Origin of the sequence: Metabacillus mesotrionivorans (assembly GCF_052171315.1) — a bacterium.
In the GTDB taxonomy this organism is placed as follows: Bacteria; Bacillota; Bacilli; order Bacillales; family Bacillaceae; genus Bacillus_P.
Genome location: NZ_JBQMFF010000002.1, coordinates 26,823 through 51,489, shown reverse-complemented (window position 1 = coordinate 51,489; position 24,667 = coordinate 26,823). Strand labels below are relative to the sequence as shown.

The window sequence follows — 24,667 nt, the reverse complement described above, 5'->3', positions numbered from 1 at the left end:
AAAGAGTGGGTTTCCCCACTCTCTGCCTCTAACTATCGTTAGCATTTCCATAAAGAATATAACATAACCGGCCATTTATTGCAAATTAAAATCATAGACCGTTCAAGGTTCTGAGCCAAATTGCAAGAAAAAAACGCCGGTACGGCACCGGTAATTTTCTCCTGTTTCAGGCCGGTCATTAAAACAGCGAAAGCTGATTCTGGTCAGGTAGCGACTCCAGACATCCCTGGTTCGTCAGGTATTCAATAATCGTCTTGGATACTTTTCCGCGCTGCTGAAGGTCTTCTTTTGAAAGAAACTCCCCTTCTTCTCTTGCTTTTACAATGTTAATGGCCGCATTTGTCCCAAGTCCCGGAATTGAATTGAAAGGCGGGATGAGCGAATTGCCGTCGATCAGGAAATCTGTTGCACTTGAGCGGTAAAGGTCAACCTTCTGGAAGGAGTACCCCCGTTCGCACATTTCAAGTGCCAGTTCAAGGACAGTCAGCAAACTTTTTTCCTTAGGAGATGCTTCAAGCCCTTTCTGGTTAATCTCCTCAATTCGCGCTCTGATTGCTGCAGAGCCCTTTGCCATGCTTTCTACGTCAAAATCATCTGCGCGGACGGTAAAATACGCAGAATAATAAAGAAGCGCATGATGGACTTTAAAGTAGGCGATGCGGACTGCCATTAATACATAGGCAGCTGCGTGGGCCTTCGGGAACATATATTTGATTTTCAGGCAGGACCCAATGTACCAGTCAGGCACATTATTTTTTTTCATCTCTTCAACCATCTCAGGCGTCAGGCCTTTTCCTTTACGGACAGATTCCATAATTTTAAAGGCGAATGATGGCTCAAGCCCCTGATAAATCAAATAAACCATAATATCATCACGGCATCCGATTACCTCACTCAGCGTGCATGTATTGTCATGGATCAGCTCCTGCGCATTGCCGAGCCATACATCTGTTCCATGAGAAAGGCCGGATATCTGGACAAGCTCTGAGAAGGTTGTCGGTTTCGTATCTTCAAGCATCTGGCGGACAAATCTCGTTCCGAATTCGGGAATGCCGAGGGTACCGGTTTTACACATGATCTGCTCTTCCGTTACGCCGAGTGATTCTGTCCCGCTGAAGATCTTCATAACTTCTTTGTCGTCTGTCGGAATCGTTTTGGGATCTATTCCGCTTAAGTCCTGAAGCATCCTGATGACCGTCGGATCATCGTGTCCGAGGATATCTAGCTTCAGAAGATTATCGTGAATGGAATGGAAGTCGAAGTGAGTTGTTTTCCATTCCGCACCGGTGGCATCTGCCGGAAACTGAATCGGCGAAAAATCGTAAATGTCCATATAGTCAGGAACGACGATAATACCGCCCGGATGCTGCCCCGTGCTTCGTTTTACACCTGTGCAGCCCTGCACGAGACGGTCAACTTCTGCATTCCGGAGCATGAGGTTATTATCTCCCGCATATCCCTTGACATAGCCGTAAGCCGTTTTCTCTGCCACGGTGCCGATTGTTCCTGCACGGTATACATTATCTTCGCCAAACAGCTCTTTTGTGTAGTTATGGGCTCTTGGCTGGTATTCTCCCGAAAAGTTCAAATCGATATCAGGAACTTTATCTCCTTTAAATCCAAGGAACGTTTCAAACGGGATGTCATGGCCGTCTTTGTGGTATTTTGCCCCGCATTCCGGGCAATCCTTGTTCGGAAGGTCAAAACCCGATCCGACAGATCCGTCGTTGAAAAATTCCGAGTGCTTGCAGTCAGGGCATACATAATGCGGCGGCAGAGGATTCACTTCGGTAATCTCTGTCATCGTTGCAACGAGCGACGATCCGACGGAACCCCTTGAACCTACTAAATAGCCGTCATCAAGCGACTTTTTAACAAGCTTATGGGAAATGAGGTAAATAACCGCAAACCCATGGCCGATGATGCTCTTTAATTCTTTTTCAAGTCTTGCTTCCACAATTTCCGGGAGATTGTCCCCGTAAATGCTTCTCGCCATGCCGTAGCTCATATCGCGGATTTCCTGGTCTGCACCTTCAATTTTAGGCGTATACAGGTCGTCCTTGATCGGTTTAATGTCATCGATCATAGCCGACACTCTATGAGTGTTGTCAATGACAATTTCACGGGCTTTTTCTTTTCCTAGAAAATCAAAGCAGTCAAGCATTTCGTTCGTTGAACGGAAATGCACATTCGGAAGCTCATGGCGGTTAAGCGGATTTGCCCCGCCCTGCGAACTTACGAGAATTTTCCGGTAAATCTTGTCCTCCGGCTGAAGATAATGCACGTTTCCGGTTGCAACAACAGGCTTTTCAAGCTTTTCGCCAAGACTGACAAGATTTGAGATAATTTCTTTCAGCGCCATTTCATCCCTTATATATTCCATCTGGATTAAATGACGGTATACCTCAGGCGGCTGAACTTCGATGTAGTCATAAAATGCTGCAATGTCTTCCACTTCTTCAGGGGATTTTTGCATCATACCCTCAAATACTTCACCACGGTCGCATGCGGATCCGACAATGATCCCTTCCCGGTGTTTGACAAGCTGTGATCTCGGGATGCGCGCAACTCTGTAAAAATAATCTATATGGGACATGGAAACGAGTTTAAACAGGTTTTTCAGTCCCGTTTCATTCTGGGCAAGAAGAATGGCATGATACGGACGAGCCCGCTGGTAAGCATTTCCTTGGCCCATATTGTCATTCAGCTGCAGGTGATTTTCAATTCCCTTTTCAGCTGCATCCTTAAGCATTCGCAAAAGAAGATATCCGGTTGCTTCAGCATCATAAATGGCGCGGTGATGCTGGGTAAGTTCAATGTCAAATTTCTTGGCAAGTGTATTCAGCCTGTGGCTTTTCATCTCGGGATAAAGGAAGCGTCCAAGTTCAAGCGTATCTATGACTGGGTTTGCAGCCTTCCCGCTGCCAAGCAGCTTTTTGTAGCCTACATTCAAAAAGCCCATATCAAAGCTTGCATTGTGTGCAACGAGTATGTCGTCACCGGTCCACTCTTTAAACCGGCGAAGCACCTCATCCACATCCGGGGCGTTTGCCACCATATCATCGGTGATCCCCGTCAGATCAATCGTAGTAGCCGACAGCCGGTGATGGGGATTGGCGAATGACTCAAACCGGTCAATAATTTCACCGTTTCTGATTTTGACCGCAGCGAGTTCAATAATTGTGTCATAAACAGCGGAAAGACCTGTCGTCTCAACGTCAAATACAACATAGGTTGCTTCAGGCAATAAGCGGTCCTGCGGGTTGTAGGCAATCGGAACTCCGTCATCCACCAGATTGATTTCCACACCATAAAGAATCTTGATGCCGTTTTTCTTTCCTGCCGAATAGGCTTCAGGAAAAGACTGCGCCACTGCATGATCTGTGATCGCAATTGCCGGATGGCCCCACTTTTTAGCCTGTCCGACAAGTGAGCTGACTGATGACACGGCGTCCATCTGGCTCATCGGACTGTGAAGATGAAGTTCGATCCGCTTTTCTTCCGAAGTATCCTGTCTGACTTCAGGTTTGATCTCGTTGATATCATTTGCAATCATGACAAGATCTCTTACAAACGTATCGTTCTGGATGCTTCCGCGCACTTTTACCCACATGCCCTTTTTCAATGTTTGAAGCAGTGCCGCATCCTCTTTATCACGGGCAAACATTTTCACGAGAATGGAGTTTGTGTAGTCTGTTATTTTAAAGGTGCTGAGCGTTCTGCCGCTTCTTAGTTCTCTTGTTTCTGCGTCAAACACATAGCCTTGAACGGTGATGCGGCGCTCTTCATCTTCGATTGTATCAATCTGCTTGATTTCTTCGTCATTTTTTATGGCATATCCGATCATCAGCGGACCTTGCGGAGCTTCATCCTGCTCTTTGTCTTTCTTCTCCATTTCCGTGATGGCGAGCATGACTTTTTCCTGATCCTCGAGTTTTTTCTTCTCCTGGAATTGTGCGATTTCTTCTTTCGAAATAGTCGTCACCGTATCGAATTGGAGGGACGGAAACCCGTACTGCGAAAAGCTGTCCTGAAGCAGCGGCGTATATTTTTTCTTAATGGCCATTGCTTCTGTTTCATTTTTCGTTTTAATGATCAGTTTGACCCCCTGCACTTCAGGAGTCTGTTCATTTAAAAGGGACAGCATGGGAGGAGAGATGCCCTCCAGCTCCTGAACACAAACCGACCAGTAGTCTGCAACGAGTTTATCATTGAACGACTGATCTTGTACCGTCAGCTGAAAGGTTACATCTGCAATATGAGAAAATGCTTTTGTCAGCTTTGCCTGAAAAAGGCGGTATGCATCAAATGGGAGGATTTTTTGAAAGGAAAACTGAAACTCCCATTTTTTCTGCTGTTTTAAAACAGTCAGTTTTGTAATGGCACCTTCAGAGAAAAACGGATAAACCGTATCTTCTGTCAGCCCGATTTGCTGAAGCAGAAGGTGAAATCGTTCTTTTTGAGCCTTGAGACGCTCTTCTTGCATGTCTGATTTTTCCCTCCTTGAAATTTTGTCCATCATAATTGAAGGTACCTCGCACGAAGCGGGGTACCTTGTCAATTTGTTATTCACTTACTCTATCATACCATAGATGAACTTTTGGCATCACTGGTTTTTACTTCTGAAGCAGCCTTGAAATCGTTTCATGCAGATCTGCGAGAGATACGTCCATACCCTCTCCTGTTTTCCGCTCTTTTACTTCCACGATGCCGTCTTCGGCCTGTTTTCCAACTACAATTCTCACAGGAATGCCAATCAGATCAGAGTCGGCAAATTTAACCCCTGCGCGTTCGATTCTGTCATCATAAAGAACTTCAAATCCAGCCTCTAAAAGCTCAGCATACAGTTTTTCGCCAAGAGAAGATTGCGCATCCTGTTTTGCATTTGCTGTGATCAGGTGGACTTGGAACGGCGCAACAGCAGCCGGCCAGACAATACCCTTATCGTCATTATACTGCTCAACAATAGCAGCTAATGTTCTTGAAACGCCAATGCCGTAACAGCCCATAATCATCGGCTGCGCTCTGCCGTTTTCATCAAGGAACGTCGCATTCATTGCTTCACTGTAGCGGGTTCCAAGTTTGAATACATGTCCCACTTCAATTCCTTTGGCAAACTGAATCGTTCCTTCTCCGTCCGGTGAAGCGTCTCCCTCTTCAATGAAACGAAGGTCAGCATACTGGCTGACAGTGGCGTCACGGTCGAGATTAACGCCTGTATAATGATAGTTTTCTTCACCTGCGCCGCAAACGCCGTTTACAACGGACTGAACCGCATGATCGGCAATAATGTCAATTGCAGAATCTGCTCCCACAGGGCCGACAAAACCTGGCAGAACACCTGCCGCCTGCTTCGTTTCTTCAGGTGTCGCAAGTTCGACAACTGATGCCCCGTAAAGGTTTTTGATTTTTATATCGTTAATTTCGTGATCGCCGCGTGCAAGCACCATCACAAATTTCTCGTCCACTTTAAAAACAAGAGATTTAATCAGCTTCTCTTTTTCAACGTTCAGGTAATCCGCTACTTCTTCAATCGTTCTTTGATTTGGTGTTTCTGTTTTTACAAGGTCCTGCTGTTCTTCACTGCTTTTCTCATATTGAGTAATAACAGGAGCCATCTCTACATTGGCAGCATAGGACGATGTGTCTGAATAGGCAATTGTATCTTCGCCGACGTCAGACAAAACCATGAACTCATGGGTATCTTTTCCGCCCATGGCACCAGAATCAGCAATAACTGCCCGGTAGTTCAGGCCGCAGCGTGAAAACACATTGCTGTACGCCTGAAACATCTTTTCATACACTTCATCAAGACTTTCAAACGAAGCATGGAAAGAATAGGCATCTTTCATAATGAACTCGCGGCCGCGCAGAAGTCCAAAACGGGGACGCTTTTCATCCCTGAATTTCGACTGAATCTGATACAGATTCAAAGGAAGTCTTTTGTAGGACTTAACTTCGTCGCGCACAAGAGATGTAATAACCTCTTCATGTGTGGCGCCAAGCGCAAATTCACGGCTGTGCCTGTCTTTCATTCTCATAAGCTCAGGGCCGTATGTGTACCATCTGCCGGATTCCTGCCAAAGTTCTGACTGCTGGAGTGCAGGCATAAGCAGTTCGGCTGAGCCTGCACGGTTCATCTCTTCGCGTACAATCTGCTCAATTTTTTTAAGAACAATAGAGGCAAGCGGCAAATAACTGTAGATTCCGCTCGCATTTTGCCGCATGTAGCCTGCCCGGAGCAAAAGCTGGTGGCTTTTAATATCCGCATCTGCAGGCACTTCTCTTAAAGTAGGAATAAACGTCATACTCTGTTTCATCTAAAGCACCTCTATTTAAGTATTCAAAATTCGCATTTTCAGCTGTCTGCAGGCATTTTATAAAAAGAATCGCTGAATGTCATTCCACGTTACGACAAGCATCAGGAGCATCAGCAGCGCAAACCCGATAAAATGGACAACGCCCTCTTTCTGGCGGTCAATCGGTTTCCCTCTAAGCGCTTCAACAAGGAAAAAGAGCAGTCTTCCGCCGTCAAGAGCCGGAATTGGAAGAAGGTTGACGATACCGAGATTAATGCTCAGGATCGCAGCCCAGCTCATCAAATTAATGACGCCCGTTTTTGCTACTTGATCTGTCATGTCATAAATGCCGACAGGACCTGAAAGCATATCAATGGAAAACTGGCCTGTGATCAGCTTGCCAAGTCCGAGGACAATTTCTTTTGTCCAGTTAAATGTTTCTGTGACACCGTAAGTTAATGAACCGATAAACGATTTCTCAACCGGATTATAGGCTCCGATTCTGCCGATGGTTTCCTCACCGACTTTGCTCGCTTCAGGGATGACCTCGATTTCAAGATCCTGCCCGCCGCGATTTACGCTGAAGGTAAGCTCCTGTTCAGGGTTTGACTGAATAACAGATACAACCTGCTTCCATGAAGACATCACTTTGCCCTCAATGGCCGTGATCTCATCTCCCTCTTTTAAGCCTGATTCAGCGGCAGAGCCGTCTTCTGTCAATTTCCCAAGGATAGGCTCGTCTATTGGAGCCCCCTGAATAAAACCAAGAGAGAAAAGCAGGACAAACGCAAGGATAAAGTTCATCAGCGGGCCTGCAATAATCGCAGCCGTTCTCTGGCCGAGTGTTTTTGATCCGAACTGGCGGTTAAAAGGCGCAATTTGCACTTCTGAACCATCTACGATAAAGAATGAACGCTCACTGACATCAAAATGCTTAAGCACTTCATCTTCTTCGCCCTGTTCATACCCTGAAATGAACATTTTGTGCTCAAGGTCTGCCTGTTCAACTTCTATGACTCTTGCACGGGGGTATTTTTCTTTATTATTGAGAATAATTTTTTCAACTTGATCCTGTTTGTTAAAGAGCAGTCCGACGTTATATCCGGGCTTAACCTCTATCATTTCAGGGTCTTCGCCGGCCATCCGGACAAATCCGCCCAAAGGAAGAAGTCTGATCGTATAGACCGTCTCATTTTTTGTAAAAGAAAAGATTTTCGGGCCGAATCCAATCGCAAACTCACGGCAAAGAATACCCGCACGTTTAGCTAAAACGAGATGTCCAAGCTCATGAAAGAAAACGAGCGCCCCAAAAATAACAACAAACGCCAAAACGGTATTCACGTTTCATGACCACCTTTATGAATAGAATGATTGAACAAATTCTCTTGTCTCTTTGTCCACTTCTTGAATGATATTCAGATTCGGGTCTGTTATCACACAATGTTTTGAAAGTGCCCTCTCAATCAGGTTTTCGATTTGAAGAAACTTAATTTTCCCTTTCAGAAAAGCGGCCACAGCTTCTTCATTTGCAGCGTTCAGGACAGTCGGCATCGTTCCTCCAATTTTACCTGAATCATAAGCAAATTGTAAGCAGCGGTATCGTTCAAAATCAGCTTTTTCAAAGTGGAGCTTGCCCGCCTCCCATAAATTCAGCTGTTTCGTATCGGGCATCGGCAACCGTTCAGGATAAGACAGGGCATATTGAATCGGCACTCTCATATCAGGTGTTCCAAGCTGGGCAATGACGCTGCGGTCATGAAATTCAGCCATGGAATGGATAATGCTTTCTTTGTGCAGCAGCACATCGATCTTTTCATACGGCAGGTCAAACAGCCAGTGCGCTTCAATGACTTCAAGACCTTTGTTCATCATTGTTGCAGAGTCAATCGTGATTTTAGCTCCCATCGACCAGTTCGGATGGTTAAGGGCTTCTTCCACCGTGACATTTTCAAGGTCCTCCCGCTTCCTGTCGCGGAAGCTCCCTCCAGAAGCAGTAATAATAAGCCGCTCCAAAGATTTGGGATTCTCACCCTGAAGACATTGAAAAATAGCTGAATGCTCGCTGTCTACAGGCAGGAGCTCCACATTGTATGTTTTTGCATGAGCCGTTACAAGATGGCCTGCCGTTACAAGTGTTTCTTTATTGGCAATGGCGATCGTTTTTTTGCATTCAATTGCTTTTAATGTCGGCAGAAGACCGACGCTCCCCATAACAGCATTAACCAGGATGTCTGCTTCAGGCAAAACGGCAGCTTCAATCAGGCCTTCTTCGCCAAAAGCAAAGGACACGTCCGGAAATTCACTTTTCAGCTGTGAATAGGCATCAAAGTCATTTACAGCCACTAAACGGGGCGAAAACTCAATAATTGCTTTTCTGCCTAAAGTAAGGTTGCTTCCAAATGACATGGAAACTAGCTGAAATTGTTCCGGATGAGCCTTAATGACATCAAGTGTCTGCTGTCCGATCGAACCTGTTGCACCCAATAAACTGATTCTCTTCACCATGTCACTCCCCATTCGTCTGCTGCAGATCTCTGTATATCTGGATTATGCAAATAACGTGCGAATCCCTGCACCACTCAAGTTATGTATAATCCCTGGATGATAAACCAGGGAGATTGCCTTTACAATCCTCCAAACCTTCTTCCTCTGTGCTGATACTCATCAATGGCTGAAAGAAGGTGACCTTCGCTGAAATCAGGCCAGAGAACATCCGTAAAGACGAATTCCGAGTAGGCAAGCTGCCATAGCATGAAGTTGCTCAGCCTGATTTCCCCGCTTGTCCGGATCAGCAAATCAGGATCTTTCATTCCGCTTGTCATTAAATAACTTGAAAACAGCTCTTCGCTTATGTCTTCAATCTTTAATTCGCCGTTTTCTGCATCTTCAACAATGCCGCGGACAGCATGAATCATCTCCGCCCGGCTTCCGTAATTTAAGGCAAAATTTAAAATAAGTCCGTTATTGGATCCTGTTTCCTCTTTTGCTTTTTGCACAGCGCGAAGCGTATGCGCCGGTATTTTGGATTCGTCGCCAATAATTCTGACCTGTACATTTTCCTCGATCAGCTCAGGCAGAAAGGTTCCGAGAAACTCTTCAGGCAGCTTCATCAGGTAATCGACTTCAGACTTTGGGCGTTTCCAGTTTTCAGTTGAAAAAGCATATAGAGTAAGAGCCTTTACACCGAGCTCATTGGAAAGCTTTGTGATTTTTCTTACTGTCTTCATGCCTTCATGGTGTCCGGCAATCCTTGGAAGTGCGCGTTTTTTGGCCCATCTCCCATTTCCGTCCATAATAATGGCAATATGTTCAGGTATTCCCCGTTTGATCAAGTCATCTTTTGAGGTAACAGACAGTTCCCGGTTAGGATTTCTCCAATTTTTCAGTTTGCCCAGCATGTGATTCCTCCATCACCCGTAACATTCTGCGGTCTCATATACTGCAGCGGTGTTAACAGTATTAACAAAAAAACCCCCTGTAAACATAAGAGGGTCTTTTGAGCACAATTCCATTGTACAGATTTTTAACTTAAACTTCCATGATTTCTTTTTCTTTATCTTTTGCAATAGCGTCAATTTTGCTGATGAACTCATCCGTCGTTTTTTGAACTTGATCATTGTTTGTGCGAAGCTCATCTTCTGTGATTTCGCCATTTTTCTCAAGCTTTTTCAAATCGTCGTTTGCGTCACGGCGCACATTGCGGACTGCAACTTTTGCTTCTTCAGCATATTTCTTTACAAGTTTAGCAAGCTCTTTGCGGCGCTCTTCAGTAAGGGCCGGAATAGCAAGCCGGATTAAAGATCCGTCGTTTGTAGGATTTAATCCAAGATCTGATTTAAGGATCGCTTTTTCGATTTCGCCGAGTACCGTTTTGTCATAAGGCTGAATCACTAGCAGTCTTGCTTCAGGTGTGTTAATAGAAGCAAGCTGGTTGACCGGTGTAGGCGCACCGTAGTAATCTACGACAATTTTATCAAGAAGAGATGCATTTGCACGGCCTGCGCGTACGGTTGAAAGCTCTCTGTTATAGGCAGATACCGCTTTTTCCATTTTATCTTTTGCTTGTGCAAGAACTTGTTTAGCCATCATTATTTCCCCCTTACAATTGTTCCGATATTTTCGCCGAGTACTGCACGTTTAATGTTGCCTTCTTCCATAACAGAGAAGACAATCAGCGGGATATCATTGTCCATGCAAAGTGATGAAGCAGTAGAATCCATCACTTCCAGACCTTCTTTCAATACGTCAAGGTAAGACAGTGTTTCGTATTTTACAGCGGCTGCGTCTTTCTTTGGATCTGCTGTATAGACGCCGTCAACATTGTTTTTTGCCATCAGAATGACATCTGCTTCAATTTCTGCTGCCCGGAGCGCCGCTGTTGTATCAGTGGAGAAGTAAGGATTTCCCGTACCTGCAGCAAAAATGACAACTCGTTTTTTCTCAAGGTGTCTGATTGCTTTTCTTCTGATGTACGGCTCTGCAACTTGTCTCATTTCAATGGAAGTCTGAACGCGGGTCTGAATGCCGAACGTTTCAAGGCTGTCCTGCAGAGCAAGTGAATTCATCACGGTAGCAAGCATTCCCATATAGTCGGCAGTTGCACGGTCCATGCCCATTTCACTGCCGATTTTGCCGCGCCAGATGTTGCCGCCGCCTACAACTACAGCCACTTCAACACCAAGCTCTGCAATTTCTTTCACTTGCTTGGCAATGGACTGAATGACAGCAGGCTTAATGCCGAAGCTGTCCGTTCCTGCTAACGCTTCTCCGCTCAATTTAAGTACGATACGATTATATTTAGGTTTGCTCATAATGACCTCCAAGTCTTTTCGGGTAAATCGATGCATGTAAATGATTCAAGCTGTATTCACCCCGCGGGGAAACAGGCTTTTTCAAAAAGAGGGAACACAGAAGTGTGTTCCCTGTCTTTCATTTACTCGTCTTCATTAAGGAAAACAGCTGTTTTCTCTTACGTCGGACTGAATTATTTTTTGACTTGGTTCATAACTTCTTCAGCAAAGTTATCCTGGCGTTTTTCAATGCCTTCGCCTACTTCAAAGCGAGTAAAGCTTTTTACTGTTGCGCCTTTAGACTCAACAAATTGTTTTACCTTAAGATCAGGGTTTTTAACGAAGTTCTGCTCAAGAAGGCAGATCTCTTCGAAGAATTTGCCAAGACGGCCTTCAACCATTTTTTCAACGATGTTAGCAGGCTTGCCTTCGTTTAGAGCCTGCTGAGAAAGAACTTCGCGCTCGCGAGTTACTTCTTCTTCGCTTACAGCGTCACGGCCGATGTATTTAGGGTTAACAGCAGCTACGTGCATCGCAACGTCTTTAGCTGTATCTTCGTCAGTTGTTCCTTCAAGAACAGCAAGAACGGCAATGCGGCCGCCCATGTGAAGGTAAGAACCGAATGCATCGCTGTCTGTTTTTGATACGATATCAAAGCGGCGAAGAGTGATTTTCTCACCGATTTTAGCGATTGCAGAGTTGATGTAGTCATTTACAGTTGTGCCATTGTCCATTTCAGATGCAAGAGCAGCTTCAAGGTCAGCAGGCTTTTTAGCAAGAAGGTGTGAAGCAAGTGTATCAAGAAGCTCCTTGAATCCTTCGTTTTTAGCTACGAAATCAGTTTCAGAGTTCACTTCAAGGATAACGGCTTCGTTTCCTTCAGCTTTAACAAGAGCAAGTCCTTCAGCAGCTACGCGGTCCGCTTTTTTAGAAGCAGAAGCGATTCCTTTTTCACGAAGGAAATCAATCGCTTTTTCCATATCGCCTTCTGTTGCTGTAAGTGCTTTTTTGCAGTCCATCATACCTGCACCAGTTTTTTCGCGTAATTCTTTTACCATTTGAGCTGTAATTGCCATGAGAGTTTTCCTCCTTAATTTTCGGCCGTTCCGCCATTATGTATTGGTTTCATTCTGAACCAGAATGTTTTTCGTTTTGTTAAAGGGGGCTTTCCCCGTCAGGAAAAAGCCTCTTTAAAAAAGGTGATAAAAGGCATTCCCCTCTTATCACCTTTACTTGATTAAGCAGTTGTTTCTTCACCTTGTTTTGTTTCAAGAATTGCATCAGCAATTTTAGAAGTTAAAAGCTTAACTGCACGGATTGCATCATCATTTGCAGGAATTACGTAATCAATTTCATCCGGATCGCAGTTTGTATCAACGATACCAACGATTGGAATGTTCAATTTGCGTGCTTCAGCAACGGCAATGCGCTCTTTGCGAGGGTCAATGATGAATAGTGCATCAGGAAGACCTTTCATGTCTTTGATTCCGCCCAAGAATTTCTCAAGACGCTCAAGCTCTTTGTTAAGCTGAACAACTTCTTTCTTTGGAAGAACTTCGAAAGTGCCGTCTTCTTGCATTTTTTCGATGTCTTTCAGACGTTTGATGCGCTTTTGAATCGTTTCAAAGTTTGTAAGCGTTCCGCCCAACCAGCGTTGGTTAACGAAGTACATTCCTGAACGCTCAGCTTCTTCTTTAACTGAATCCTGAGCTTGTTTTTTAGTTCCTACGAAAAGAATTGTGCCGCCGTTTGCAGCTAGTTCTTTCGTGAACTGGTAAGCTTCTTCAACCTTCTTAACTGTTTTTTGAAGGTCGATGATGTAGATGCCGTTACGCTCAGTGAAGATGTAACGCTTCATCTTAGGGTTCCAGCGGCGTGTTTGATGGCCGAAATGAACACCTGCTTCAAGTAGTTGTTTCATTGAAATGACTGACATGGTATTTCCTCCTAATGGTTTTTTCTCCTCCGCACATATCATCTTCAGGCAAAACTGTCTAAACAGCACCAATGCCCGAATCTATGGCGTGTGTATTAACACCAAAAATTAATATATCACAATGAAAAATCATTCGCAAGCAAAATTCGACTAGAATTGGCGGAATTTCAGCATAAGGGAGATTTCTGTTTTTCCTTTATCAAGCTTTTTTGCTATTTCTTCTATTGTATAGCCATTTTGATAAAGATTTAATACATCCAGACGGAATTGATCCGACTGGTCTTTTTCATGAGGGGTTTCAGGTGCCTCCTCATGAGAAAGCTCTTTCTGCTGAACCCCTCCGCCGTCATGAGAATCTGCGGAACTTTCGCCCGTTATAAAAGAACGGTCAAGCGCAGCCAGAAGCTTTTCATTCTCTTCTCTCATCTCAAGCATGCAGGCAGCAAGCGCCTGTTCTGTTTCTTCAAGCATGGCGGCCTGCCTCTCTTCAGCCTGCAGCACATTTTTATAACGTAAAAATAAAAGTGCAATCAAATAAAGTGATGCAGCGTGCAGAATAAGGCTTAATGCCAGGAGTGCTGCTGTCATATACCGTTTCACCTGACCTTTTTATATCGCCTGTTTACAAAAGCTGCCCGTCAAGAATTAATTTTTTCAAGAAGATGCTTCAGCTTAAACAGAGCTTTTGAATGAATCTGCGAAATACGTGATGTAGAAAGACTTAAGACCTGTCCTATTTCAGTCAGCGTCAGTTCCTCTTTATAAAATAAGCTGATGACCTGCTGCTCTTTTTCTGTCAGATTGACAATGACTTCTGCAAGCTGTCCGATCAGTTCATCCTTTACCATTTTCTCTTCAGGCATTTCAGCTTTTTCATCCCGGATAACAAATTTCTGATGGTCCTGTTCATCATGCTCATGATTTTGATCATCAATGGAAAGAACATTGGCAAAGAAGCCTTCGTTCATGATCGAAATAACTTCATTTTCCGACATTTCAAGGTCCGCGGCGACTTCTTTTGGTTGAACATTCCTCAAATATTTTTGTTCCAGCCGTTCAATGGCGGCATCCACTTTTTTTGCTTTTTCTCTTGAACTGCGGGGCAGCCAGTCTTCTTTTCTCAGTCCGTCAAGGATCGCTCCTCTGATCCTGAAAGAAGCATAAGTTTCAAATTTCAGGTCGCGTGTGTAGTCAAACTTTTCAAGAGCATCGTAGAGACCGACCATGCCTATGCTTTTTAAATCTTCTTTATTGACAGATTTGGGCAGACTGACTGAAATACGCTGTACATGATAGCTGACAAGGGGCAAATAGCGGTGAATCAGCGCATTGCAAGCTTCATGGTCACGGCAGTGAATCCATTTATTCCAATATTCTTGTTCTTCGAGTTTTGCAGCTTGTTCCATTTTTCTCCCCTTCTGCTGTGATATTTTCGGTGTCTGTCAGATCGTTTTTGCAGATTGATTGACTGTAAAAATAGAAAGCTTTCCTGTTGCGGGATTAAACTCGATTGTTCTCCCGCTGCTTCCCCCGGTATCCATGCTGATGACAGGAATTTTCATTATATCCAGCTGCTTTAAAACAGCGGCCACATTCCTTGCTCCAATGTTGAGCATCCCCGAAGGCTGAAATGGGAACATTTGTGCTCCACCTGCAAACTTTGCTTTCAAAGCACCCTTTCTGCACCCTCTTTCTGCCAATTTATCAGCCAGGTCCTTTACAGCTGTATCCGCATATTTGGAAGGATTGTAATCTCCTGTGCGGGACAAAGAGGAATCAGGCAGCATGATGTGCACGAGGCCGGCTGTTTTATGTTCCTCGTCGAACAGAACAAGCCCTACACATGAGCCAAGTCCGGATGTTCTTATCAAATATGGCTGTGAAACAATGTTTTTTTCAGCAATTCCAACCTTGATCATTCGCTCCTGTTTGTCCATTCCAAAGGCTTCCATCCCGGATTATGCAAGCTGAACATTCCGTTTGTTAATGGCAGGGGAATGTGATGTGTCTGCTAAAACCTTATTCAGATCCAGAAGAATGATCAGGCGTTTGCCGGATTTTGCAACGCCGACAATGTATTCCGCCTCTTCTGCTCCTGCAACTTCAGGTGCAGGCTCACGCTCTTCAGGAGACAGATCAATGACATCATTTGCTGAATCGACGATAAAACCGACTTCATATGAATCAAGAGCCGCGACAATAATCCGGCTGCTTTCGGTCAATTCTTCCTGCAAAAGCCCAAATCGCGTTCTCAGATCGATCACAGGAGTGACGATCCCCCTCAAGTTCATGACCCCTTTTACAAAAGAATCTGTTCCGGGCACACGCGTGATCGTCTGCATTTTTTCTATTGATCTCACTTTTCCGACAGCAATGCCGTATTCTTTGTTATTAAGCTGAAAAACAATCATTTTCTCAAGCGTATCATTCACGTTTCTTCTCTCCCTTCCGGCTATTTAATCAGGGCGTTGCAGTCGATAATAAGGGCTACTTGTCCGTCACCTAAAATCGTAGCTCCTGATACAGCAAAAACAGAATTCAAGTAGTTTCCGAGGGGTTTGAGCACAATCTCCTGCTGGCCAATGAAAGAATCTACCATCAGAGCCGCCAGCCGGTCGCCTTTTTTGACAATGACGATCGCCAGGTGCGAGTCATCATATGGTTCGCATGGGACCTCTAAGATTTCCTTCAGTGAAACAAGCGGAACAATTTTCCCCCTGTAATCGATGACTTTCTGATTGTGCGCGTTCAAGATTTCATCTCTTCTGATTACCGCTGTTTCAATAATAGAGGAAATCGGAATCGCAAATGTTTCGTTTGCAAGCTTCACAAGCAGCACGGAGATAATGGATAAAGTCAGCGGAAGCTGGATGGAAAACAGTGAGCCAAATCCTTCCCTTGACTGAATGGTTATGCTGCCTCCAAGTGATTCAATCGTATTTTTGACAACATCAAGACCCACGCCTCTGCCTGAAACATCTGAGATGGTGGTGGCCGTAGAAAATCCTGATGAAAACATGAAGTCATAAACCTGTTCATCAGACAAGTCTGCGCCATCTCTTTCAGTGACAAGCCCGCGCTCTATTGCCTTTTTCAAGATCCTCTGCCTGCTTATGCCGGCCCCGTCATCTTCTATATCAATAAAGACATAATTACCGCTGTGATAGGCTTTTAAGGCGACGTTTCCTTCTTCAGGTTTACCGTTCATCCTCCGCTGTTCAGGTGTTTCAATCCCGTGATCAAGCGCATTTCTTAATAAATGGACGAGTGGATCGCCGATTTCATCAATGACTGTTCTGTCAAGTTCTGTTTCAGCGCCGGTAACAGACAAATGAATTTTTTTATTCAGGTCTTTCGCCAGCTGGCGAACCATTCTTGGAAATCGATTAAAAACTGTTTCAACTGGCACCATTCTCATGTTTAAAATAATGGTCTGCAAATCTCCGGAAATGCGGCTCATATGTTCCACAGTTTCATTGAGTTCGCTGTTTTTTAATTCTTTTGAAATCTGTTCAAGTCGGCCCCTGTCTATGACAAGCTCTTCAAACAGGTTCATCAGGCTGTCCAGTCTCTCAATGTTCACACGGATCGTCTTTGAACTTCCTGAAACCTTTGCAGCAGCCGTCTCAGCTTCTGCCTCGGAATCCATTACAATCCCGGCGTCCTTTTCAATGAAGACGGACTGATCAAGTGCGAGCGGGCTGATTTCGACTCTCTCGACCTCTGAAACTTTCATCATCTGCGACTGAATGTCTTCCGGCTGCTCTTTTGAAACGAAAATCAAACGGAATGTTGAATCGAACTTTTCCTCCTCAAGCATGTCCGCTGCCGGAACAGATTTAATGATATCGCCAAGTTTTTCACCAAGCTCAAAAATCATGAAAACCCTCGCTGCTTTTAAAAGACAGTCCTCTCTAAGAAAAACAGTAATTTCGTAAGGCTGATACCCCTGCTCTGCCCCCTGCTGGATAACGGTGCGTTCAAAATCATCAAGGATCATCGTTTCGGACGGAACAGGAATCACAGCCTGGTCTTCAGCGCCTTCGAGCTTTTTAAACGTTTCAATCATTTGGAGCACGTCTTTTTTTCCGTTTCCTCCGCCTGCAATGGAAAGAACCATTTCTTCAAGTAGGTCAACAGCTTCAAATGCGGCATCAAGAACAGCAGGCTGAACAGACAGTTTTCCGTGACGGATCGCATCAAGCACATTTTCCATATGGTGAGTCAGGTTTGCAAGGTCCGTATAACCCATCGTTGCACTCATGCCTTTTAACGTGTGTGCTGACCTGAAAATTTCACTTACAATCGCTGAATCTTCAGGGTTTTTCTCAAGTTCCAGGAGCTTTTGGCTGCAGGACTGCAGATGCTCTTTGCTTTCTTCAATAAAGACATCTAAATATTGATTCATATCCATTTTGACTTACTCCCCTTAGACTGCAAATATTTCCGGCTTATGATTGAACTGATTTAAGAATCGCATCAGCAATATCCTCCAGATGTTCAACTGCATCAACTGCATTCGTCTCAACTGCCATTTTGGGCATTCCGAATACAACGGATGTTTTTTCGGATTCTGATATGGCATGAAGGGATCCGGATTGTTTTAATTTTTTCAGCCCTTCGGATCCGTCTGAACCCATACCGGTCATGATCACAGCTATTTTGTGCACATTTTTGATCCGGCTGAGCGATTCAAACAATACATCAACAGATGGTCTGTGAGCCGTATTAAGGCTTTCCTTGGTAAGCCTGATCACAAGCCCGGACATTGATTCCTCCACCTTCATGTGAGTTCCTCCCGGTGCGAGGTAGGCTGTGGCCTTTTTGACAAGTTCCCCGTCTTCTGCCTCTTTGACAGTAAGATGCGATAACGTGTCAAGCCGCGCTGCAAGCGAAGCGGTAAACCCCTCCGGCATATGCTGCACAACAAAAACAGGTGCGTTCAAATCCCCCGGAAGCTTCGGCAGAACCTGCTGCAGCGCTCTTGGTCCTCCTGTTGATGTGCCAATGCAGATGACTTTCCTGCTGCTGTTCAGTCTGGACGTTTTCCTTTCGTTAAAAGGTCTGTTCCTTCCGCCAGCAGTGATGGTTTCCATTTTCAGCTGGCCAGCCATCTCAACCTTTCGGATCAGGTCGTCCTTTACTTTATGCAGATCAAGTGAGATTGCCCCGGAAGGCTTCGGTATAAAATCAACCGCTCCCATTTGAAGAGATTGTATTGTGAGATCCGCTCCCCGCTGCGTCATGCCTGAAAACATGATAACCGGCTTTGGCGTGCCCTCCATGATTCGCTTCAGTGTCTGAAGTCCGTCCATACCGGGCATTTCTATATCCAGCGTCACCACGTCCGGATTCAGCGCCTTCATTTTTTCGAGGGCATCCTCTCCGTTTCTTGCTGTGCCTGCAGCATAGCACGTACCGCTTTCATTCAGGAAACCGGCAATCAGTTTCCGCATAAATGCAGAATCATCCACAACTAGAACAGACGTTTTATTCATTTAATCTCCGCCTCCCCTGAAGAGCTGTGACACTCTGGAAAAAAATGATGTTTTTTGAGGCGGTGCCTCTGAACCGGGTGCAGAGACCATGCTGTCAGCAATCCGGCAAATACCGCGCGAAGCCGGGCATTTAGGAAACAGGATGCTGAATGGCACCTGCCTTTTTACGGCTTCTGATACGAGTGCATCCTGGGGCATCCAGCCGGCAAAAGATACCTCCCTGTCAAGAAAACGGGTGACAGCCGACTGCATTCTGGCAAATGTTAATTGGGCTGTTTTTTCGTCATCGGCTTTATTGACAACAATGGAAACAGGTATGGATTTTTCATGGAAACTTATGACCTTGATCGCTGAGTAAGCATCTGTTATCGCAGTCGGCTCAGGTGTCGTCACAACCGCCAGCTCATCAGCACTCATGGCAAACTTTAAACTGTCAGATGTCATTCCTGCACCAAGATCAAGGAGCAGATAATCGTACGTGCAAAATGCCTGGTCAAGCTCTTGCGAAAAGGCCGAAAGCTGCATGTCATTAAGGGAAACTACATGCGAAAGTCCTGTACCTCCTGAAATGTAGTCAAAACCCGCACTGCTTTTGCAGATAATCTCACTCAGCTTCTTTTCTCCCTGAAAAAAATCAATCATGGAATGTCTGCTGGATTCCCCAATCAAGAGATCGATGTTCCCGTAACCGATATCAAGATCTAAAATGAGCGCCCTCTTTCCCCGTCCGCAAAGCTGTGCTGCAAGATTTACGGTGAAGCCTGATTTTCCGACTCCTCCTTTTCCGCTCAGCACGGCAATTGCTTTGGAGGTTTTGTTTTCTGTCTTAAATATCTGTCTTCTTAACTGCTCTGCCTGATCCATTTTCTACCTCATAATCTCCTCTGCCATCATTTTTGCGGAAGCCGGCATGATGTCATCAGGAACGTTCTGGCCATTAGAAAAGTATGAAACGCCAAGCCCGGCAAACTGAACGAAATCATAAAGTGAACCTTTAGCAGCTGTTTCATCAATCTTTGTAAAGATCAGCTTTTCCGGATTCATTGCACTGAAATTTAGGTAGATCTCCTGCATGTCGCTGTACTTGGAAGCAGCCGAGAGCACAAGATAGGTTTCTGTGTCATCATTTGCTCCAAGCAGATCCTTTAATTCCTGAACGAACAATTTGTTCCTGTAGTTTCTTCCGGCCGTATCAATAAATACGGCATCCATTTCAGCAAAAGCTTCTTTTGCTTCCTTCACATCTTCAGGGGTATAGCAGACTTTGAGCGGAGCATTTAAAATACCTGCATAGGTCCTGATCTGATCAATCGCTGCAATTCTGTATGTATCAGTTGTGATAAAGGCAATTTTTTTCTTTTCTTTTAACATGCTTTCAGCTGCAAGCTTTGCGAGCGTTGTAGTTTTCCCCACTCCAGTAGGACCGGCGGCTAAAATATATTTTTTCTCATGAGAAATCCCGTTAAATGGGAAGGCGGCCAGTTTCTCAGCCATGATTTCTGATGCTTTTTGCACCCAGTCCTGCAAGGATTGTTCCCCTTCCATTTCTCTAAGTTCAGAGAGAATGTCTGCTCTCCCCTGCACTTCCTTTTCGGCCAGAAGCCGTTCAAGATCTTTCAGCTCTTGAGGCAGATTGGACGCTTCTTCTTGTTCACGGAGCGATTTTACAAGACTCTTAACTTCTCTCATTTCGCTCAGCAGAGAGGTTTCTGAAAAGATTTCCTGCGCCGGCTCTTTCTTAGGTGCCGGCATTGTCCTGAAGACAGGATCCGGATCATGCCCTGCGATGACTTCAACCTTTTTTTGGGCAAAGAAACCGAGTATTCCTCCTTTATAAACATGCTTGGAGCTTAAAATAACAGCATCCTTGCCAAGATCATTTTTAATTTGCTGCATGGCTTCCTGCATATTTGATGCAAGAAATTTTTTCACCTTCATGCAATATTCACCAACCCAACGCTCTGAACTTCAACATTTGCCTCAAGCTCATTGTAAGAAAGCACAGGAAGCTGAGGAAAGTAACGGTCAATCAGCTGCCTTACATACATCCTTACTGCAGGAGAACAGAGAAGAATCGGTGTTTGCTCCTGCAGGGAAAGCTGTTCTACTTCTTTAGCAATAGATTCAATAATGGCCTGGGAAAGATCCGGATCCATTGCCAGATAATTCCCGTGCTCGGTCTGCTGAACACCGTCAGCGACTGCTTTTTCGACTTTCCCTGACAGAGTGACTACTTTTAAAGTATCTCCGGCTGTATACTGTCCCGTAATTTGCTTTGCAAGTGCCTGTCTCGTATACTCGCAGAGCAGATCAGGATCTGATGTCAATTTCCCGTAGTCCGCAAGTGCTTCAAAGATAACCGGCAGATTGCGGATGGATACTTTTTCTTTTAAAAGCTTGGAAAGCACCTTCTGAATGTCGCCAATAGAAAGCGGGGAAGGCGTAACCTCTTCAGCAAGGATAGGATACGTTTCCCGCAGATGATCCAGCAGCTGTTTCGTTTCCTGTCTTCCAAGCAGCTCGTGCGCATGTCTTTTAATCGTTTCTGTCATATGAGTCGATACAACGGACGGAGGATCAACAACTGTATAACTGAACATTTCCGCCGCATCTTTGTTTTCTTCCGTGATCCATTTTGCAGGCAGGCCGAATGAAGGTTCAATTGTATCGATTCCTTCAATTGAATCATCTTCAATACCTGGGGCCATTGCGAGGAAATGATCGAGAAGAATTTCACCCTTCGCGACCTCGGTCCCTTTCAGCTTAAGTCTGTATTCATTCGGCTGAAGCTGAATGTTGTCACGGATGCGGACAACAGGAATAACAAGCCCGAGTTCAATGGCAAGCTGCCTTCTGATCATGACAATCCGGTCAAGCAGGTCTCCGCCCTGATTTGCATCTGCAAGCGGAATAAGGCCATAGCCAAATTCAAACTCAATTGGATCCACATTCAGCAGTTGCACGACACTTTCCGGTGATTTCATTTCATCCAGTTCGATCTCTTCCTCAGCAGCTTCTTCTGTTTCAGGGAGTTTCTCTTTTGATTTTGAAATGATGTATCCGCCTGCGCCAAAAGCGGCAGCGATCGGGACTGTCACAAATAATCCGATTGGTGTAAACAGTCCAAGAAGCAAAATCGTTCCTGCAGCTACATACATCATTTTCGGATAGGCGAAAAGCTGGCTTGTTATATCCGATCCCAGATTTCCGTCTGAAGCTGCTCTTGTTACGACAATACCGGTTGCAGTCGAGATAAGCAGTGCAGGAATCTGGCTGACAATCCCGTCTCCGACTGTGAGCATTGTAAAGTGGGATGCAGCGTCGCCAAAACCCATGCCAAGCTGCATCATGCCGATAATGATTCCGAAAATCATGTTGATGATGACAATGATAATGCCGGCAATCGCATCTCCCTTTACGAACTTGCTCGCACCATCCATTGCTCCGTAGAAATCTGCTTCTCTGGATACTTTTTCGCGGCGTGATCTTGCCTGCTGTTCGGAAATGACACCGGCGTTGAGATCTGCATCAATACTCATCTGCTTTCCCGGCATCGCATCAAGCGTAAAGCGGGCAGCAACCTCTGAGACACGCTCAGAACCCTTTGTAATGACGACAAATTGAATGATAATAAGAATAAGAAACACAACAAATCCAACAATGACATTTCCGCCTACAACGAAGGTTCCGAATGTTTCAACAACTCCCCCGGCTTCCCCATGAGAAAGAATCGCGCGGGTTGTCGATACATTCAGTCCGAGTCTGAACAATGTCAAGAGCAGAAGCAGGGATGGAAAAATGGCAAAATCCAGCGGCTCCCTCATGTTCATGGATGTCAGCAGCACAAGAAGAGCAAGTGTAATATTAAGCATGATCAGCAAGCTTAACAGCCATGTAGGGAACGGAATAATGAGCATCGCAACTATTAAAATAACACTAAGCAATACAGTCAGATCTTTTGCTTGCATCAGGTACCTCTCTTTCTATGAAAACGCAGGCATTGCAGGTTCTTACCCCTTATTTTTCAGCTGATACACGTAAGCCAGAATTTCAGCTATCGCTTTAAAAAATTCTTCCGGCACAGCCCTGCCGATATCAACCTGATCGTATAACGCTCTGGCTAAAGGACGATTTTCAATCATCGTCACATTGTTTGTTTTCGCCGTTTCTTTGATTTTCTGAGCGACAAAATCGACTCCTTTAGCAACAACGAACGGTGCATCCATTTTATCTTCGTCATATTTAAGGGCAATTGCGTAATGAGTCGGATTTGTAATCACGACATCTGCCCCAGGTACATCCTGCATCATTCTGCGTGTTGCCATTTCCCTTTGCTTTTGCTTAATTCTCGACTTGATCAGCGGATCTCCCTCGGATTTTTTAAACTCGTCCTTTAAATCCTGTTTTGACATCCGGATATTTTTCTCGAAATCATATTTTTGATAAAAATAATCGAGAAGCGAGAGAAAAAGCAGGGCAATGGATGCGAACAGCCCCATCTGAAAGGCTAGCTTCGAAACAAAAAGAAACGCTTTTTCAACCGACAGCTTTGAAAGGGACAAAATCCCGTCCATCTGAAACCAAATGACGGAAAAAGTGACAGCCCCGACAAACGATATTTTTAAAATGGATTTCAGCAGTTCAACAACAGCTCTGAGCGAGTAGATCCGCTTAAACCCTTGAATTGGATTGATTTTTTCCAGTTTCATCTGCACCGCTTCAGTTGAAAACAAAAACCCGACCTGCATGTAATTCGCTGCAACTCCCGCAACCAGGGCAACCCCCATAATCGGTCCTGCCATATACGCAGACTGAACAGCAATCTGGATCATTAATTCATGTACATTTTTCTCCGACAATTGAAGCAGCAAGGTCTCCTGCAGCGAAGATTTCATCAGTGCGAGAAGCTGCTTCATCATATATGGTCCAATAAACAGAAAGGCAAGGAATACAGCGAGGAGACCGATGGCTGTATTTACATCTGCACTCTTTGCAACCTGCCCCTTTTTTCTGACGTCTTCGCGTTTTCTCGGGGTGGCTTTTTCTGTTTTTTCTCCTGAAAAGAATTGCAGGTCCAGTTTTATAAATTCCATGTCAGCCTCCGGCAAAAAGTTGCATCAAATTTCTCATCGTTTCAATCATCATTTCCATCACATGCTGAATGAGCATAAAAATAGATCCCATAACGAGAATAAGCATTACAAAGCTGACTCCGATCTTAAGAGGCAGGCCTACGACGAAAATATTCAGCTGCGGAACAGTCCGGGCAGTAATTCCAAGGGCAAGGTCCACCAAAAAAAGAGACGCAGCGACCGGAAAGGACATTTGGAATGCGATCAGAAACATTGCGCTGAATGCTTTCGTAATTAATAGTGCAGCACTTCCATCACCGAGAGGAAACAATTCTCCTCTAAGAGGAATAAATTGATAGCTGTAAAACACGCCGTCCAAAAGCAAATGATGAGCATTTATGCTCAGCATGAACAATAGCGCCATGACATTCAGAAACTGCCCGATCAGCGGACTTTGAGACCCTGTCTGCGGATCAATAATGTTTGCAATAGCAAAGCCCGTCTGAAAATCAATTAAACTTCCGGCGATTTGGACAGCCGCGAGCATCAGGTAAGCAGAAAACCCGATCAAGAGGCCAATAAGCACTTCTTTCAGCACCAGCAACACAAATTCTCCGCCTATTACTACAGGGTCCGGCTGAACAGATGAAAAAACAATGACTGATAAAAAGAATGAAAAACCAATTTTGTGCTGCTGCGGAATCGTTCTGTAGGAAAACAGCGGCATTGTGACAAAAAAAGCGCTCATTCTTGCAAAAATAAGCAAAAATGCCGGAAAATACTCAATGACATCCATTCTCTTATCCTACAAACCGGTCAAGGTTGCCGAAAATGTCCTGTGCGTACGAAATGATTGTAGACAGCATCCATGGACCGAAAAAAATCAGCCCGACAAGAACCCCGACAATTTTCGGAACAAACGCAAGCGTTTGTTCCTGTATTTGAGTTGTGGCCTGAAAGATACTTACTGCAAGTCCAATAATCAGTGCAATGGCAAGCAGCGGCCCGCAAATAATAAGTGTTGTATATATCGCTTTTTCTGCTATAGAAATAACAAATTCAGAACTCATCT

21 protein-coding genes are annotated in these 24,667 nt (G+C 44.8%); all 21 read right to left on the bottom strand.

Going from position 1 to position 24,667, the window contains the following annotated elements; translation table 11 throughout:
* Nucleotides 1–178: 178 nt before the first annotated feature.
* The 21 genes from ACTSEZ_RS05155 to fliQ all read right to left on the bottom strand — a co-directional run bounded on the left by ACTSEZ_RS05155 (nucleotide 179) and on the right by fliQ (nucleotide 24,665).
* Nucleotides 179–4,486 (bottom strand): PolC-type DNA polymerase III, encoded by a 4,308-nt coding sequence (locus ACTSEZ_RS05155; protein ID WP_369733134.1) that lies wholly within the window; start codon nucleotides 4,484–4,486, stop codon nucleotides 179–181.
* A gap of 130 nt (nucleotides 4,487–4,616) precedes the next feature.
* The gene (locus ACTSEZ_RS05150; protein WP_369733133.1) at nucleotides 4,617–6,320 is read right to left on the bottom strand and encodes a proline--tRNA ligase; all 1,704 of its coding nucleotides are present in this window, start codon (nucleotides 6,318–6,320) and stop codon (nucleotides 4,617–4,619) included.
* A gap of 57 nt (nucleotides 6,321–6,377) precedes the next feature.
* Nucleotides 6,378–7,640, bottom strand: a complete 1,263-nt coding sequence (gene rseP / locus ACTSEZ_RS05145; RefSeq protein ID WP_369733132.1) for an RIP metalloprotease RseP — start codon at nucleotides 7,638–7,640, stop codon at nucleotides 6,378–6,380.
* A 15-nt stretch (nucleotides 7,641–7,655) separates the two neighbouring features.
* Nucleotides 7,656–8,801, bottom strand: a complete 1,146-nt coding sequence (dxr, locus tag ACTSEZ_RS05140; RefSeq protein WP_369733131.1) for a 1-deoxy-D-xylulose-5-phosphate reductoisomerase — start codon at nucleotides 8,799–8,801, stop codon at nucleotides 7,656–7,658.
* 122 nt (nucleotides 8,802–8,923) lie between these two features.
* Nucleotides 8,924–9,697 carry an undecaprenyl pyrophosphate synthase gene (gene uppS / locus ACTSEZ_RS05135; protein ID WP_369733130.1) on the bottom strand — a complete coding sequence of 258 codons (774 nt, stop codon included), beginning with the start codon at nucleotides 9,695–9,697 and terminating at the stop codon, nucleotides 8,924–8,926.
* Between the two features lie 130 nt (nucleotides 9,698–9,827).
* Nucleotides 9,828–10,385, bottom strand: a complete 558-nt coding sequence (gene frr, locus ACTSEZ_RS05130; RefSeq protein WP_029281276.1) for a ribosome recycling factor — start codon at nucleotides 10,383–10,385, stop codon at nucleotides 9,828–9,830.
* Nucleotides 10,386–10,387: 2 nt separating this feature from the next.
* The gene (pyrH, locus tag ACTSEZ_RS05125; RefSeq protein ID WP_203290172.1) at nucleotides 10,388–11,110 is read right to left on the bottom strand and encodes a UMP kinase; all 723 of its coding nucleotides are present in this window, start codon (nucleotides 11,108–11,110) and stop codon (nucleotides 10,388–10,390) included.
* Between the two features lie 173 nt (nucleotides 11,111–11,283).
* Complete coding sequence (tsf, locus tag ACTSEZ_RS05120) at nucleotides 11,284–12,165, bottom strand: translation elongation factor Ts (RefSeq protein ID WP_369733129.1); 882 nt, start codon at nucleotides 12,163–12,165, stop codon at nucleotides 11,284–11,286.
* 161 nt (nucleotides 12,166–12,326) lie between these two features.
* Nucleotides 12,327–13,025: a 30S ribosomal protein S2 gene (gene rpsB / locus ACTSEZ_RS05115; RefSeq protein WP_029281282.1), complete on the bottom strand. Its 699-nt coding sequence runs from the start codon at nucleotides 13,023–13,025 to the stop codon at nucleotides 12,327–12,329.
* A 150-nt stretch (nucleotides 13,026–13,175) separates the two neighbouring features.
* The gene (locus ACTSEZ_RS05110; protein WP_369733128.1) at nucleotides 13,176–13,613 is read right to left on the bottom strand and encodes a DUF6115 domain-containing protein; all 438 of its coding nucleotides are present in this window, start codon (nucleotides 13,611–13,613) and stop codon (nucleotides 13,176–13,178) included.
* Between the two features lie 50 nt (nucleotides 13,614–13,663).
* Nucleotides 13,664–14,431, bottom strand: a complete 768-nt coding sequence (locus ACTSEZ_RS05105) for a FliA/WhiG family RNA polymerase sigma factor (protein ID WP_029281286.1) — start codon at nucleotides 14,429–14,431, stop codon at nucleotides 13,664–13,666.
* Between the two features lie 36 nt (nucleotides 14,432–14,467).
* A complete protein-coding gene (locus tag ACTSEZ_RS05100; RefSeq protein ID WP_369733127.1) occupies nucleotides 14,468–14,962 on the bottom strand; it encodes a chemotaxis protein CheD in 495 nt (164 codons plus the stop codon).
* Between the two features lie 21 nt (nucleotides 14,963–14,983).
* A complete protein-coding gene (locus ACTSEZ_RS05095) occupies nucleotides 14,984–15,436 on the bottom strand; it encodes a chemotaxis protein CheW (RefSeq protein ID WP_369734052.1) in 453 nt (150 codons plus the stop codon).
* 41 nt (nucleotides 15,437–15,477) lie between these two features.
* The gene (locus tag ACTSEZ_RS05090; RefSeq protein ID WP_369733126.1) at nucleotides 15,478–17,439 is read right to left on the bottom strand and encodes a chemotaxis protein CheW; all 1,962 of its coding nucleotides are present in this window, start codon (nucleotides 17,437–17,439) and stop codon (nucleotides 15,478–15,480) included.
* Between the two features lie 37 nt (nucleotides 17,440–17,476).
* Nucleotides 17,477–18,523 carry a protein-glutamate methylesterase/protein-glutamine glutaminase gene (locus ACTSEZ_RS05085; RefSeq protein WP_369733125.1) on the bottom strand — a complete coding sequence of 349 codons (1,047 nt, stop codon included), beginning with the start codon at nucleotides 18,521–18,523 and terminating at the stop codon, nucleotides 17,477–17,479.
* On the bottom strand, nucleotides 18,524–19,387 hold the full coding sequence (locus ACTSEZ_RS05080; protein WP_369733124.1) for a MinD/ParA family protein: 864 nt from the start codon (nucleotides 19,385–19,387) through the stop codon (nucleotides 18,524–18,526).
* A gap of 3 nt (nucleotides 19,388–19,390) precedes the next feature.
* Nucleotides 19,391–20,461: a flagellar biosynthesis GTPase FlhF gene (gene flhF / locus ACTSEZ_RS05075; protein ID WP_369733123.1), complete on the bottom strand. Its 1,071-nt coding sequence runs from the start codon at nucleotides 20,459–20,461 to the stop codon at nucleotides 19,391–19,393.
* A complete protein-coding gene (flhA, locus tag ACTSEZ_RS05070; RefSeq protein ID WP_369733122.1) occupies nucleotides 20,458–22,491 on the bottom strand; it encodes a flagellar biosynthesis protein FlhA in 2,034 nt (677 codons plus the stop codon). The genes flhF and flhA overlap by 4 nt, the downstream gene beginning before the upstream one ends.
* 42 nt (nucleotides 22,492–22,533) lie before the next feature.
* Nucleotides 22,534–23,616: a flagellar biosynthesis protein FlhB gene (gene flhB, locus ACTSEZ_RS05065; protein ID WP_369733121.1), complete on the bottom strand. Its 1,083-nt coding sequence runs from the start codon at nucleotides 23,614–23,616 to the stop codon at nucleotides 22,534–22,536.
* Nucleotide 23,617: 1 nt separating this feature from the next.
* Nucleotides 23,618–24,391: a flagellar biosynthetic protein FliR gene (fliR, locus tag ACTSEZ_RS05060; RefSeq protein ID WP_369733120.1), complete on the bottom strand. Its 774-nt coding sequence runs from the start codon at nucleotides 24,389–24,391 to the stop codon at nucleotides 23,618–23,620.
* A gap of 4 nt (nucleotides 24,392–24,395) precedes the next feature.
* Complete coding sequence (gene fliQ / locus ACTSEZ_RS05055; protein WP_369733119.1) at nucleotides 24,396–24,665, bottom strand: flagellar biosynthesis protein FliQ; 270 nt, start codon at nucleotides 24,663–24,665, stop codon at nucleotides 24,396–24,398.
* Nucleotides 24,666–24,667: the final 2 nt, after the last annotated feature.

Coding starts and splice junctions, on each gene's coding strand:
- ACTSEZ_RS05155 (WP_369733134.1), bottom strand. CDS start 4,486: ATGCAAGAAGAGCGTCTCAAGGCTCAAAAAGAACGATTTCACCTTCTG.
- ACTSEZ_RS05150 (WP_369733133.1), bottom strand. CDS start 6,320: ATGAAACAGAGTATGACGTTTATTCCTACTTTAAGAGAAGTGCCTGCA.
- uppS (WP_369733130.1), bottom strand. CDS start 9,697: ATGCTGGGCAAACTGAAAAATTGGAGAAATCCTAACCGGGAACTGTCT.
- frr (WP_029281276.1), bottom strand. CDS start 10,385: ATGGCTAAACAAGTTCTTGCACAAGCAAAAGATAAAATGGAAAAAGCG.
- pyrH (WP_203290172.1), bottom strand. CDS start 11,110: ATGAGCAAACCTAAATATAATCGTATCGTACTTAAATTGAGCGGAGAA.
- tsf (WP_369733129.1), bottom strand. CDS start 12,165: ATGGCAATTACAGCTCAAATGGTAAAAGAATTACGCGAAAAAACTGGT.
- rpsB (WP_029281282.1), bottom strand. CDS start 13,025: ATGTCAGTCATTTCAATGAAACAACTACTTGAAGCAGGTGTTCATTTC.
- ACTSEZ_RS05110 (WP_369733128.1), bottom strand. CDS start 13,613: ATGACAGCAGCACTCCTGGCATTAAGCCTTATTCTGCACGCTGCATCA.
- ACTSEZ_RS05105 (WP_029281286.1), bottom strand. CDS start 14,431: ATGGAACAAGCTGCAAAACTCGAAGAACAAGAATATTGGAATAAATGG.
- ACTSEZ_RS05100 (WP_369733127.1), bottom strand. CDS start 14,962: ATGGACAAACAGGAGCGAATGATCAAGGTTGGAATTGCTGAAAAAAAC.
- ACTSEZ_RS05095 (WP_369734052.1), bottom strand. CDS start 15,436: ATGATTGTTTTTCAGCTTAATAACAAAGAATACGGCATTGCTGTCGGA.
- ACTSEZ_RS05090 (WP_369733126.1), bottom strand. CDS start 17,439: ATGGATATGAATCAATATTTAGATGTCTTTATTGAAGAAAGCAAAGAG.
- ACTSEZ_RS05085 (WP_369733125.1), bottom strand. CDS start 18,523: ATGAATAAAACGTCTGTTCTAGTTGTGGATGATTCTGCATTTATGCGG.
- ACTSEZ_RS05080 (WP_369733124.1), bottom strand. CDS start 19,387: ATGGATCAGGCAGAGCAGTTAAGAAGACAGATATTTAAGACAGAAAAC.
- flhF (WP_369733123.1), bottom strand. CDS start 20,461: ATGAAGGTGAAAAAATTTCTTGCATCAAATATGCAGGAAGCCATGCAG.
- flhA (WP_369733122.1), bottom strand. CDS start 22,491: ATGCAAGCAAAAGATCTGACTGTATTGCTTAGTGTTATTTTAATAGTT.
- flhB (WP_369733121.1), bottom strand. CDS start 23,616: ATGGAATTTATAAAACTGGACCTGCAATTCTTTTCAGGAGAAAAAACA.
- fliR (WP_369733120.1), bottom strand. CDS start 24,391: ATGGATGTCATTGAGTATTTTCCGGCATTTTTGCTTATTTTTGCAAGA.
- fliQ (WP_369733119.1), bottom strand. CDS start 24,665: ATGAGTTCTGAATTTGTTATTTCTATAGCAGAAAAAGCGATATATACA.